Genomic DNA, 13,100 nt, shown 5'->3' on the forward strand with positions numbered 1-13,100 from the left:
TTCTCAATTCGATTGGCAGACAATGTCCGCGATACGTCGGGCCGGTGCCTCGACCGGTTGAGCCGGAGGCGGAGTCGGCTCTTCACCCCACGGTCTCATGTCGTAACGTTGCCAGAACTCGTTTAGCCATGCCGGCGGACGACGGTGGTACACCCAGGCGTCGAGGCCGCGAGCCGCAGCCTCGAGAACGCCGGTTGAGAAGGTGGACACCACCGGCGCGCGAAGATCCGTCAAGGCTCGTCCCGACCGATCGAAGGGAATGCCCGCGCGTTCCCACCATTGGTGAACGGTCCGAGAGGCAATGTCCCTTTCCCCGGGATGCGGCCGGTAGATCGCCCCCACGTCCCGGCAAAAACGGTAGGTCGATTGAATGAGGGACATCCGATCAAGCTCCACCCCGTGGAGTTGCCCCAGGAACACCGGAGCCACGCCGCTACTGCTCGTAACCGGCACAAGTTGGGCCGATTCGTACAAGAGCTGAGAGCCGACCGCATGCACCTCGACGTCGTCCCGCCCGCTGGCCCAGAAGCCACCGTCCGCTTCTGAAAATGCGAGAACTCGCGCGTCCGAGGGAAGCGGCGGAGCCTTGGGTGTGAGGAGGCCATGTTGGACAACCCAAATGGCGAGGCCCCGATCTTGCGCCCATGCATTCGAAACGCCTCCGACCGGGAGGTAATGCCCTGTGCTCATGACGCCGGATACACCGGACAACGTGCCGCCCGATTGCGCCTGCTCGCGTAGGGCTTTAGCCGTTCGCGGAAGCCGCCGAGCCGTCCAGCCCCCGCCCGGCAGGTGCTCCGTAACCTCAGCCGGCGCCAAGACACCCACGGGGAGCCTGCCCACTAGCTGCTCTAGCGGCTTGATCAGGGCAGCGATTTTCGTGGGGGTGGTGGCGTCGAGGGCGAGCAGTAATGCAGGGGCCTCAGCCTGGGTATGCATCGTCATGAATTCCGGTGCGGCGGTCCGACGCCGTGCCACGGAAATCACGGAAGCCTTGGCTTCACGCAGGAGGTGACGACGCCGTTGCCATGTTTGCCATGCCGCCAAGTCCTTGGGGTGATCTAAGGGAGTCATGAGTGTTCTCCTTCGTCACGAAGCACGCCCTCGTTGGCCTTGGAGTACGTGCCGTCAGACGAAACCAGGGCGCGTTCTTCCCGCCATCCGCCGATCTTCCGTACCGGCTCCACCGGGATCGCCATACACGCGCCCATGACCCAATCGACCGGCCTGATAGCACCCGCCGTGCACCGAGTGTCATGGCCTACGACCTCATGCCACCACCGCGTGCGACGGATTGGCCCCGGGAGTGCCAGCCACTCCACGGCCTGGCTCCTCACGGTCGGACGGTGCCGGCCAGCCCACTGGGAACGCCCTTGTCCATTAACTACGTGAGGTGAGACTACGGCCCGTCCAAAACGTTGCGCATCATGCACAAAGTCTCGGACAAAATCGCGCGAAATGGTCAGATCGCTGTTGAGAACCAGGGCGACCTCACAGGAGGCAACTTTCAAGCCAGTGTTAACGGCGGCCCCGAAACCCCCGTTTTCCGGACGGCGTATGACGCGACACGGCTTTGGCAAGGCCGGAAGAGGCTCCGGAGAGTGATCGTCGACGACGATGACTTCAACCTTCGTAGACTCCCTCTTCCCCGCCAGGATGGAATCCACCAGAGAAAGGGTGGGCCGAGGGTCTCCGAAATGCGGAATGATGATCGACACTTCGTTCACGAGGCCCTCACCCACGAGGGTCTAGCCGCGTCCCGGACGTACGCGGTTGTCAGTGACATGGTTGTTTTACCCCCACTAAAACAATGCCAAGGCATCCATCGGACCCCCATCCGACGGATGCCTCACGACCTAATTATCCAACTCCTCCGAAGAGGCTCGTCACCGAGCCGTCCTCGAATACTTCCTTGATCGCGCGGGCAATCAGCGGAGCGATCGAGAGGACCGTCAGGTTTTCGAATTGATGCTCTTCCGGAACGGGAAGAGTGTTGGTCACGATGACCTCGGACGCCCCCGATTGGGACAAGCGCTCGCACGCCGGACCCGAGAAAACGGGGTGAGTAGCGGCGATGATGACGTCCTTAGCGCCGGCCTCCTGCAAGACGTTCACGGCCCCGGAAATCGTTCCACCGGTGTCGATCATATCGTCGATGAGCACGCAGGAACGTCCCTCGATGTCGCCGACGACCGTCTTTGAGACGGCCTGGTTCGGGACGGAAATGTCGCGTGTCTTGTGAACGAACGCGAGTGGTGCGCCGCCCAACAACTCGGACCATTGTTCCGCCACACGCACACGTCCGGTATCCGGAGAAACAACCGTGACGTTATCGAGATCGAAACCGCGAGACTTCACGTAACCGGCCAACAGCGGGATGGCCATCAAGTGATCCACAGGGCCATCAAAGAAGCCCTGGATTTGCGAGGTATGCAGGTCGACGCTCATGATGCGGTCGGCACCGGCGGTCTTATAGAGGTCCGCAATCAAGCGTGCGGAGATCGGCTCGCGACCCTTGTGCTTTTTGTCTTGCCGGGCATAGGGATAGAACGGCGCGATGACGGTGATACGACGCGCGGACGCCCGCTTGAGTGCATCGATCATGATGAGCTGTTCCATCAGCCACTGGTTGATGGGCATGGGATGGGACTGCATCACAAAGCAATCCGCTCCGCGCACTGAACCTTCGAAACGCACGTACGTCTCGCCGTTGGCGAAGTCGTATGCCGAGGTGGGCAGGAGATCGCACTCCAGTTCCCCGGCCACCGCCTCGGCCAGCTCGGGGTGAGCACGTCCCGTCACCAGGACCATCTTCTTCTCACCCGGATTCGTCATGGTCTGGGTCATGGGTTAGCCTGCCTCGATGCTTTCGTCGGCATTCCGTTCACGAACACGACGTGCAGCCTCAGCGGCCGCCGTTCCCGATCGTTTCTTTTCGACCCAGCCCTCGATATTGCGCTGGGGAGCCTCATTAATGGCGAGCGCCCCGGCGGGGACGTCCTTGCGGATCACCGTTCCCGCGCCTGAATAGGCGCCGTCGCCTACGGTGACCGGAGCGACGTACATGTTGTCGGACCCCATGCGTACATGAGAACCGATGACGCTACGGTGCTTATTCACGCCGTCGTAATTGACAAAAATGGAAGCCGCACCGATATTCGAGTTCTCACCGATCTCGACGTCGCCTAGGTAAGAAAGATGCGGAACTTTGGTTCCCTGCCCAATCTCCGCGTTCTTCGTCTCGCAGAAGGCGCCAATCTTGCCTTTTCCGCCCAAGACGGTTCCCGGTCGCAAGTAAGTGAACGGCCCGACGGTCGCGCCTTCCCCGATCACGGAGTCCGAGCCGTGGACGCGTGTGACGGTGGCATGTTGTTCGATGCGGACGTCGGTGAGTGTGGAATCTGGCCCGACGGTCGCGCCCGTCCCAATCGACGTGTCTCCGTGCAGCTGAGTGCCGGGCAGGATCGTGACATCGTTCTCGATCGTCACGGTGGTATCGATCCAGGTGGTGGCGGGATCAACGATCGTCACGCCGTTGCGCATGTGGCGTTCGGTGATGCGCTCGTTGAGAATCTTGCCCAACTGAGACAGCTGGACACGATCGTTGGCACCCTCGACCTCCCAGCGATCCTCGATCGTCAAAGCCGAGGTGCGGTGGCCGTTATCTCGCGCAATGGAGAGCACGTCCGTCAGATACTTCTCCGCTTGGGCATTATCTGTGGTCACGGACCGAAGAGATTCACGAAGGACCGCGGCGTCGAAGGCGTAGATACCTGAATTGACCTCAGTCAGGGCGAGCTGCTCAGGAGTTGCGTCCTTAGCTTCGACAATCGCCGTGACCTCTCCGCCTTCATTGCGGATGATTCGTCCGTACCCGCCGGGAGATTCGAGATTGGTCGTAAGGACCGTAACGGCGTTGTCTTGCTCACGGTGATAGCGCGTCAAGTCGCTGATCGTGGCGGAAGTTAGAAGGGGAACGTCACCGTACGTCACAATCACGGTTCCCTGGATGTCGCCGCCCCCCAACGCGTCCAGAGCATCTACGGCTACTTCAACGGCGCGGCCGGTTCCGGGAACCTCGTCTTGGTCAACGATGCGCACCTGATCGTCGAAATCCGTCACCTGCTGCACCACGAGATCCCGCTGGTGCCGCACGACGACGGCGAGGTGCTCGGGTGACAGTTCCCGTGCCGTCGCGATCGCGTGCTGAACCATCGAACGCCCACCGATGGGGTGCATGACCTTAGGGAGCGAGGACTTCATGCGAGTCCCAGCTCCGGCCGCCAACACGATAACTGCGGAGGGTGATTCCTGAGTGCCGAAGGTCAAGAGAGTGAGACTCCTCGAAATGGATGATGTCGATGCGGAGGGCATCAATGTCGCTCCGCCTCTAGGACTCGAACCTAGACTAACGGCTCCAAAGGCCGCTGTGCTGCCATTACACCAAGGCGGATTGTCACATGGGCCATCAGCCCCGGACGGTTACTCATCGTATCAAAGCATTTGCGTGGTTCTGCGCGCAGACGGCAAACACGTAGGCTATGGACGTGGCACATCTACTCGGCGGCGAATCGCTTCATATTCAGTTCCCCACTCGCACCGTCTTCGAAGGCGTGACCGTGGGGGTCTCCGAAGGCGATCGCATTGGAATCGTAGGGCGGAACGGCGACGGTAAGTCCACGCTTCTATCCCTTCTGGCGCAACGCATCCATCCTGATGATGGACGCGTGACGGTGCGTTCCGGGGTCCGAGTGGGCTACTTGGATCAGTCGGATGTACTCGACGATGATCACACTGTGGGCTTCGCCATGGTGGGTGATACTCCCGAATACGAATGGGCCTCCGACCCTAAGATCCGCGACATCATTTCCGGCCTGGTCCAGGACCTCGACTGGACCGCACCCGTCAACTCCCTCTCCGGCGGCCAGCGACGCCGCGTCGCCTTGGCACAGTTGCTCATCGGCGATTGGGACGTGCTCATGTTGGATGAGCCCACCAACCACCTCGACGTCGGAGCGATTACCTGGCTGGCTCGTCACCTCAATCAGCGATGGCCCAAGAATCAGGGCGGACTTCTGACGGTGACCCACGACCGGTGGTTCTTGGACGAAATCTGCACCCAAACGTGGGAGGTTCACGACGGCGTCGTCGAACCCTTCGAGGGAGGCTACGCCGCGTACATCCTGCAACGCGTGGAACGTGATCGACAGGCCGCGGCCGCCGAAGCCAAGAGGCAGAACCTGATGCGCAAAGAGCTGGCGTGGCTTCGCCGCGGCGCTCCGGCACGCACATCAAAACCCAAGTTCCGCATCGACGCCGCCAACGAACTCATCAACGATGTTCCTCCGGTCCGAGACACTGTGGCCCTCTCTCAAATGGCCGTGACCCGGCTGGGGAAAGACGTCGTGGATCTCGAGGATGTGTCCGTGAGTTACCCGCTACCCCACGGCGGCGAAAAGAAGGTCCTCCAGAGCGTCACGTGGCGGATTGCGCCCGGGGAACGTACGGGGATTCTCGGCGTCAATGGCGCTGGAAAGTCGACGTTATTGGGCCTGGTCACCGGCGAGGTCACGCCGAGCACCGGCCGCGTGAAGACTGGCTCCACGGTGCGTGTTGCGACGCTGACCCAACAATTGGACGAGTTGAAGGACATCGAAAACGACCGCGTTTCTGACGTGATCGGTCGGAAGCGCAGTAGCTACATGGCCGACGGCAAGGAGATGACGCCGGGGCAGTTGTTGGAGCGCCTCGGATTCACGAACGCTCAGCTGTCCACGCCGGTTAGAGACCTCTCGGGTGGCCAGCGACGACGTCTGCAGTTGCTCCTCATTTTGTTGGATGAGCCCAACGTTTTGATTCTGGACGAGCCGTCGAATGACCTCGACACTGACATGCTCGCGGCCATGGAGGATCTCCTCGATACCTGGCCGGGCACGCTCCTGGTGGTCTCCCACGACCGTTACCTCATGGAACGCGTCACCGATCAGCAGTACGCCGTGATGGACGGCCATTTCAGGCATGTTCCGGGCGGTGTGGATCAGTACCTCCAGTTGCAGGAAGAGTCGGAAGCACGGGCCCGCAACGCCACAGAACCGGCACCCGCCGTCGCTCAGGACGGTCCCGCTTCGCGATATTCCGGCGCAGAGATTCGCGAGGCCCAAAAGGAAATCAAGGCCATCGATCGCAAGTTGAATCGGCTGAGTGAATCTCGGCGCGCCTTGCACGAGGAGATGGCCGCCCATGACCAATCCGACTATGAAGGTCTGGCCGCCTTTGGACGTCAGGCACAGGACATCCAGGACCAGATCGACGAGTTGGAAATGCGCTGGCTCGAACTTTCGGAGATTACCGGATAGCGTTTCTGTACTCAGGCGTATCAGTAGCCGAGACAAGCTCCGTTTCCCCTAGACGGTAGGAACTTTGACCGTTAGCGTGGGCAACGTCTTATCTCAGGATTTGTCCAAAAGAACCACTAAATGTGGACGATCCCTGTCACCCATTGGTGCGCCTCCGCGCCCTCCAGACGGCAGGCCGCCATTTCGAAGAATCGAGGCGTGGACGTTTCCGAACGATGGATCGTCTCCATCGACCAAGTTCAGGAGCCACTCATGGAACATACGCAATTATCCCGTCGAGACATCGCCAAGGGTGCGGCTTGGTCGGCGCCTTTGGTTGCCACAACCGCCGCAATCCCCGCCTACGCAGCCTCCCCAACGAACCCAGATTTGGCTGTGCTCTTCGACGGTGGTGGCGGTTCAGACGGTTACTTCAACAGCGCCTACTTGAATTTGGGCGTCCCTGCCTCGGACACTCCCATCACCACGCAGGCACCCATCACGATGGTCATCGATGTCGTCGGGCTGAATCCCAATGCCACGGACGAGCGTTCCATGACCTTCGGTAGCAGCTTCGGTTCGGTGTCCCGAGGTAGCTACAATTCATCGACCTTCACCACCACGATTACCTGGACTATTCCGGAAAACACGCAGCTGCCCGTAGCCAAGAGGGGCTCCGGCGCCGTCAACGTTCTTTTCACTTTTCGCGACGGAGCGTCAAGCAAAGGCAGGATTACCAACAAGATCATCATTCGGAGCGTGTCCGGCGGCACCATCGTCAGTCCTCAGACGGTGCCGATCGACTCCAGCGTCGTTCGCGACGCCAACCAAGGAGCCGTCAGCCCCAACGGAATCTACTAGGAAGGTTTATCCCCTAGCGATGATCCGCGAGGGGTTGCCACGCTTTCGTCGAGCTCCAGCTTTTCTCCCCGGTCCTTTTCGGCGGCCTGAGCTATGCGGATGAATTGATGCACATCCAACCGTTCCCCCCGCAATGCGGGGTCTACCCCTGCGGCTTCGAGTATGTGGCCGGAGCGTTGCGACGAACCGGCCCAGCCGGCGAGTGCGGCTCGTAGGGTCTTGCGCCTCTGGGCAAACGCGGCATCGATGACGTCGAAGAGCACCGACCGATCCACCTCGGCGAGCGGTTCCGGACGACGGGTGAAAGATACGAGCCCAGAACGAATCTTGGGCGCTGGCCAGAACACGTTGGTACCGATCACCCCCGCCTTAGCGATTTCGGCAAACCACGACGCTTTAACGGAAGGCACTCCGTACGTCTTGCTTCCAGGAGCAGCCGCAAGCCGATCGGCCACCTCGTCCTGAACCATCACGAGTCCATGCGTCAGCGACGGAAACTGCGCCAGGAGGTGAAGCAGTACGGGCACGGCCACGTTATACGGGAGGTTCGCCACCAAGGCCGTCGGCTCGTGGGGAAGCTGCTGGACTCGCATGGCATCCGAGAGCACGACGTCGAGTCGATCTGCCTTGTCGGGGCGGAAGCGCTGGGCGGTCTCTGGCAGTTGTTTCGCGAGTGGCGGGTCGATCTCGACGGCAACCACACGATCGGCAGCATCCAAGAGACCCAACGTCAGGGAACCTAACCCGGGACCCACTTCCAGCACCGTTTCTTCCGGCCGGACCTTCGCGGTGGAGATGATGCGTCGGATCGTGTTGGGGTCGATCACAAAGTTCTGACCGAGTGTTTTCGTGGGGCGGATGCCGGCGCGCTCGGCGAGATCTCGGATCTCTGCGGCTCCCAATAGCGGTTGTTCCATCACGTCCCGAATTCTACAGACCATCCACCGAGCGACCCGTGGCGTCACGGCTGAACTCACCGAAGCCCCACGAGCCATAGACGCTGAGGGCGTTCTCGCGAATCTGGAGGCAGAGCTCAGCGAGGTCCTGGTCCCGCCTCTGCGCCATGTACCGAACCGTGTAATTGGTCATATACGAGGCATTGGGCCGTCCTCGGTACGGGTGCGGCGTCAGGAACGGGGCATCGGTCTCGGCGAGAATGAGGTCTGGGCGAGCCATGTCCAGGGATTCCTGAACGGCGTGGGAATTCTTGAAGGTCACGGTTCCCGCGAAGGACATATACCAACCCTCGTCGTTGCACACTTCGGCCAGCTCGGGCCCACCGGAGTAGCAATGGAAGACCGTGCGCTCCGGGGCGCCTTCTTCTCGCAGAATGGCGACGACGTCGTCGTGGGCGTCGCGGTCGTGGATTTGCAGGGCCAGACCCAACTCTTTGGCCAGGCGAATGTGACGGCGAAAACTGTCTTGCTGGGCCTCCCGACCATCCGGCTCAGTCCGAAAATAGTCCAGTCCGGTCTCTCCGATGGCGCGAACGCGTGAGGAGGACGACGCCATGTCGGCGAGCGCGTCCATGGCGGCATCGAGCTTTCCGGAAGCGGCTAGCCCTGGAGCCTCATTCGGATGAATCGCCACAGCGGCGAGCACACGCTGATCCGTCTCAGCGGCCGTCACCGCGTAGGCCGAGGATTCGAGGTCACAACCGACCTGAACAATCGCACCAATACCGGCGGCCTCACCCGTGTCCAAGGCATCGCGAGCTGAGACGTCCACCTCTCCATCCAGCAAATCCATGTGGGTGTGATCGTCCACGATAGCTACGGGTAGAGGTTCTGGCGCGGGAGGAAACACCAGGTTCCGTGAGCGGCCGTCCTCTCCCGAGATTCCGCGCCGTCGAGTGCCCTCCCCCGACTCTTCCTCAGCCACGCCAACATAACGCTCAGCCTGATACGCCGGAGGCGTGGCTCCCGGTTCCTGGTGCGGGCGGTCGCGAGGCTCCGGCCAGAGCGTGGATAGGAGCTTTTGAGCGTCGGGTGACAGGTGGCGCCAGTGAGTTTCGTGGTTCGTACACATCAGCGGAGCGTTCCTCCCTCGTGAGTGTCGTCCTGATCGGACCGCCGCGCCAATACGGCTTCGTACAGATCTCTCTTGCCGACCTGGTGCTGGGCGGCGACGTCGTTCACCGCCGCCTTCAACCGTGAACCCGCGGCGACTAAATCCTCGACGTCATCCACGAGGGCCTCGGGCCGTGCCGCTTCCGGTTCGGGGGCGCCCGCAACCACCACGGCGATTTCTCCGCGAACCTGATGCTGGTCTGCCCACATGAAGAGTTCCCCGAGGGTGCCGCGAAGGGTCTCTTCGTGGAGTTTGGTCAGTTCTCGGGAAACCGACGCTCGCCGCTCGTCTCCGAAGGACTCCACGAGGGCGCCCAGCATGGCATCCAGACGATGAGGTGCCTCGTAGAAAACCATGGTGCGAGGTTCAGTCGCCAATTGCGCGAGTCGGGATTTGCGTTCGGAGGCCTTCCGGGGAATGAAGCCCTCAAACGTAAAACGGTCGGTCGGTAGCCCCGAGACTGCGAGTGCTGCAAGAACCGCAGAGGGGCCAGGAGCGCAGGTGACGGTCAGACCGGCCGCAACCGCCTGCTCAACCACGCGAAATCCAGGATCGGAAACCGTCGGCATGCCGGCATCGGACATCAGCAGAACCGTTTTACCTTCGGCAATGTCCGCCGTCAGCTCTTGGGCCCGGCGGGACTCGTTGTGGTCGTGATTCGTCACGACGCGTCCGGACACGGTCACGCCGAGGCCCGAGGCCAATGTACGCAAGCGCCGGGTGTCCTCCACGGCGATGACGTCGGCGCTCGACAAATACTCCTTGAGCCGTTCGCTGGCGTCTCGAAGATTGCCAATCGGGGTGGCGGCGAGGACAAGCTGCCCCTCGGACGCCGTATCCGTAGCGTGGTCAGGTATTTCCGTTGTCGAGTTCACCCACCCAGCCTAGCCAATGGGCGCGGCCGGCCGAACCATTCCTACCAGAGTTCCTGGATGGCCCTGGCCCGATGGACCAGAGTGTGTTCGGCCAACGTACGACGCCGCGCTTCGGTCCGGATGGAGTCCGCCCACCGTGGATCGGCCTGAATCTTGGAGATGTGTTCCCGAGCTTCGTCCACGGAGGAAAAGGTCAAAATCTCCCGTCCAGGCTCGTAGGCCTCGGCGACGTCGGCACGATCGCAAAGCTGGACGGCCCCTGCGCCAGCGGCTTCGAAGGTACGCATCGTGAAACCGTCTTGGTCACCGTGGATGTTGAGCGTCGCGAGGCTATCGCGCATAGTCGCGTAGGCGTGGGCCCGGTCCAGGTCCCTCCCGGAGGGCACGTCGGGGCGATCGCCACCCCAGGTTCTGAGCCGATCTCGCACATCATGGGACCAATCACGGCCATAGGTTTTGACCCGGAATCCCCGGCCATACAGGCCCTCAATCATCGCTTGCCTCTTGGGGTACCGGGCTCCGATGTGGGTGATTTCGGGGGCAAAGGGCAAGGTCGGGAACTCGAGAAGATGGTCGAACCCCATGGGAACGTAGGTCGCGGAAATCCCGCTCTCTCGAAAAGCCTCAACGTCCAAAGCGGAATAGCTGGCGACCTGCGGAATCTCACGGAGCCGTTCGGGCTTCCACCGCGTTCGCCGCACCTCGTCCCAGAGCCACAAGACCACCGGGATTTTCCGGGTTTCCAGTTCCTGCCACACGTCGGGGTGCAAGACGTCGCCCTTGATCACCAGCACGAGGTCCGGCTTGACCTCGCGCAGGGTCGTCAAAATTCCCGCGTTGGCGTATTCCTCTCGACGTTGAGTGGTATCCCGGCCAAGGCGTTCCGGAAGCTCGAAGCGCACCTTGTTTTTGACCTTCTGGGAAAGGCTGGCAAATCGATCATAGAGATGGGTGTGCGTCTGGAAACCCAGTTCTTCGAAGGCAGCGGCAAACGCGACATCGTAATCATGAAAGGCAGGGCTCAAGATGAGCAGACGGTGCGAAGCCTTCACGAAAAGTCCTCCCGACTCATACGTACCGGGGAACCTACCCCCGAAGATTCTGTGACGAACAACGGCCCTCCGTAGGTTAGGGGCCCGTGAACCCGCGAACTACAACCGGGCGATCGGCCTTTTACTATATCGAGATTCTTGAGGCTCCCGCGCCCTGACCGTCTAAGGCTTTCCACAGGCGACATAGCGTCGGCCAACAGCTGCACTCCCGTAGCATGGGGTGGGTGAGAACCCACGTTGACGACTCGACCACGCGTACCGGCCGCACGTCCCGTTCCACAGGGCGTTCCAAGACGGCTCCGCGATTCCTACCGGAACATTTCAGCGTGGATGCTCTGCAGGAGCGTTTGCGCGTGACCCCGGCGTACCTGCCCCGATTCTGGTGGATCGGGCCCGCCGTCGTCATGGTGGTGGCCGCCTTGCTGCGGTTCGTGGACATTGCCCACCCCCAGGCGATGGCCTTTGACGAAACCTATTACGCCAAGGACGCGTACTCGTTGTTCCATTTCGGCTACGAGCGTCAGTGGCCCGAGAACGCCAACGACTCTTTCCTCGCGGGCAACCCCGTACAGCCTTCCGACCATCCCGAGTATGTGGTGCACCCTCCCTTGGGCAAGTGGATGATTGCCCTCGGAATGTTCCTCTTCGGCGACAACAACCCTCTGGGCTGGCGATTCTCGGCCGCCGTCTTCGGCACTCTTTCCATCGCCATCCTCATGTGGCTGGCCTGGATGATGTTCCGTTCCATCACCCTCTCGTCCATCGCCGGTTTCCTCATGGCGATTGACGGTCTCCACATCGTGCAGTCCCGTTTGGCGCTGTTGGATATTTTCCAAATGTTTTGGCTGGTGTTGGCCTTTGCCCTGCTCGTGGCCGACCGAATATCGAGCCGACGCCGCCTTGCCCGCCGCGTATCGCAAGCTGCCGACGGCGGAGTTCCTCACTCATCGGTTCTCACGTTTGGCCCCTGGCTGGGCCTCCGATGGTGGCGCGTAGCGGCGGGCGTGGCCTGCGGAGCGGCCGTCGCCGTCAAGTGGAATTCGCTGTTCTTCGTCGCGATCTTTGGCATCCTGACGGTGCTGTGGGACATCACGGCCCGCCGAGTCGTCGGCACGCGAAGCTGGTTTACCGGAGCCCTGATCAAGGACGCCTGGGCCGCGTTCATTTCGGTCGTCGTCATTGGCCTGGGCACGTATCTGGTCACATGGATCGGGTGGTTCGCTTCCTCCGATGCCTTCAACCGCCATTGGGCCGACCAGCACCCCGGGGAAGGCGTCCGCTGGCTTCCGGCGCCATTGCGGAGCCTGTGGGAGTACCACGTGGAGGCATATTCCTTCCACACCCACCTGGATACGCCGCACACCTATATGTCGCCGGCCTGGCAGTGGCTAATCCTGGGCCGCCCCACCTCGTATTACTACCAGTCCTACGACGCGGGCCAATCAGGCTGCATGACCGATCACTGCTCCGCTGCGATCCTGAACGTCGGGAACCCATTGATCTGGTGGTCTTCGGCGGCAGCCATGATCTTCGTCCTGATCTGGTGGATCATCAAGCGCGACTGGCGCATGGGTGCGATCTTCTTGGTCTTCGCGGTGGGCTATCTACCCTGGTTCGCTTACCCTGAACGCACGACGTTCTATTTCTACGCGCTCTCTTTCCTGCCGTGGCTGATTCTCGGTTTGACGGCGGTTCTCGGGCTGGGCTTGGGCCGCCCCGGAGATTCGGTCCGACGGCGCCGGCTCGGGATCATCGTCGTCGGCGTCTTCGTGATCGCGGCCCTCTTGATTTCCAATTTCTTCTGGCCGATCTGGACGGGGCAAACTATCCCTTACGATCACTGGCGCTGGCGCATGTGGTTCGACGCCTGGATCTGATGAAACCGTGGCATGATCGCCACCTCGCAC

11 protein-coding genes and 1 tRNA gene are annotated in these 13,100 nt (G+C 61.4%); 3 read left to right on the plus strand and 9 right to left on the minus strand.

All coding sequences use genetic code 11. The features are described 5' to 3' along the window. Positions 1-3 precede the first annotated feature (3 nt). From D8M21_RS07400 to D8M21_RS07420, 5 genes are all read right to left on the minus strand, one after another. Positions 4-1,074 carry a hypothetical protein gene (locus D8M21_RS07400; RefSeq protein ID WP_048679509.1) on the minus strand — a complete coding sequence of 357 codons (1,071 nt, stop codon included), beginning with the start codon at positions 1,072-1,074 and terminating at the stop codon, positions 4-6. Continuing rightward, positions 1,071-1,742, minus strand: a complete 672-nt coding sequence (locus tag D8M21_RS07405; protein WP_082156674.1) for a glycosyltransferase family 2 protein — start codon at positions 1,740-1,742, stop codon at positions 1,071-1,073. The genes D8M21_RS07400 and D8M21_RS07405 overlap by 4 nt, the downstream gene beginning before the upstream one ends. Positions 1,743-1,860: 118 nt before the next feature. Continuing rightward, positions 1,861-2,847, minus strand: coding sequence for a ribose-phosphate diphosphokinase (locus D8M21_RS07410; RefSeq protein WP_048679514.1), 987 nt, complete (start codon positions 2,845-2,847; stop codon positions 1,861-1,863). 3 nt (positions 2,848-2,850) lie between these two features. After that, on the minus strand, positions 2,851-4,329 hold the full coding sequence (gene glmU, locus D8M21_RS07415; protein WP_274542919.1) for a bifunctional UDP-N-acetylglucosamine diphosphorylase/glucosamine-1-phosphate N-acetyltransferase GlmU: 1,479 nt from the start codon (positions 4,327-4,329) through the stop codon (positions 2,851-2,853). 53 nt (positions 4,330-4,382) lie between these two features. Continuing rightward, positions 4,383-4,453 (minus strand) — tRNA-Gln (locus D8M21_RS07420). 88 nt (positions 4,454-4,541) lie between these two features. On the opposite strand from D8M21_RS07420, the gene D8M21_RS07425 reads away from it, so the two are divergent. Continuing rightward, positions 4,542-6,356, plus strand: coding sequence for an ABC-F family ATP-binding cassette domain-containing protein (locus D8M21_RS07425; protein WP_238651142.1), 1,815 nt, complete (start codon positions 4,542-4,544; stop codon positions 6,354-6,356). Positions 6,357-6,554: 198 nt separating this feature from the next. Next, the gene (locus tag D8M21_RS11365) at positions 6,555-7,196 is read left to right on the plus strand and encodes a hypothetical protein (RefSeq protein ID WP_085528656.1); all 642 of its coding nucleotides are present in this window, start codon (positions 6,555-6,557) and stop codon (positions 7,194-7,196) included. Here the strand turns inward: D8M21_RS11365 and rsmA are convergent. The 4 genes from rsmA to D8M21_RS07450 are packed head-to-tail and all read right to left on the minus strand — an operon-like array spanning position 7,193 to position 11,193. After that, complete coding sequence (rsmA, locus tag D8M21_RS07435; protein WP_238651195.1) at positions 7,193-8,113, minus strand: 16S rRNA (adenine(1518)-N(6)/adenine(1519)-N(6))-dimethyltransferase RsmA; 921 nt, start codon at positions 8,111-8,113, stop codon at positions 7,193-7,195. The two genes, D8M21_RS11365 and rsmA, sit on opposite strands and share 4 nt — an antisense overlap. A 13-nt stretch (positions 8,114-8,126) precedes the next feature. Continuing rightward, complete coding sequence (locus D8M21_RS07440; protein ID WP_053089956.1) at positions 8,127-9,224, minus strand: TatD family hydrolase; 1,098 nt, start codon at positions 9,222-9,224, stop codon at positions 8,127-8,129. Continuing rightward, positions 9,224-10,141, minus strand: coding sequence for a 16S rRNA (cytidine(1402)-2'-O)-methyltransferase (gene rsmI / locus D8M21_RS07445; RefSeq protein WP_048679525.1), 918 nt, complete (start codon positions 10,139-10,141; stop codon positions 9,224-9,226). Before rsmI ends, D8M21_RS07440 begins: the two co-directional genes overlap by 1 nt. Positions 10,142-10,182: 41 nt before the next feature. After that, complete coding sequence (locus D8M21_RS07450) at positions 10,183-11,193, minus strand: CgeB family protein (RefSeq protein ID WP_048679528.1); 1,011 nt, start codon at positions 11,191-11,193, stop codon at positions 10,183-10,185. A gap of 215 nt (positions 11,194-11,408) precedes the next feature. Here D8M21_RS07450 and D8M21_RS07455 point away from each other — a divergent pair, with 215 nt between their 5' ends. After that, positions 11,409-13,070 carry a dolichyl-phosphate-mannose--protein mannosyltransferase gene (locus D8M21_RS07455; RefSeq protein WP_048679531.1) on the plus strand — a complete coding sequence of 554 codons (1,662 nt, stop codon included), beginning with the start codon at positions 11,409-11,411 and terminating at the stop codon, positions 13,068-13,070. The last annotated feature ends 30 nt before the right edge of the window (positions 13,071-13,100 follow it).

The sequence above is a fragment of the Kocuria sp. HSID16901 genome, assembly GCF_003989425.1.
GTDB classification, from domain to species: Bacteria; Actinomycetota; Actinomycetes; order Actinomycetales; family Micrococcaceae; genus Rothia; species Rothia massiliensis.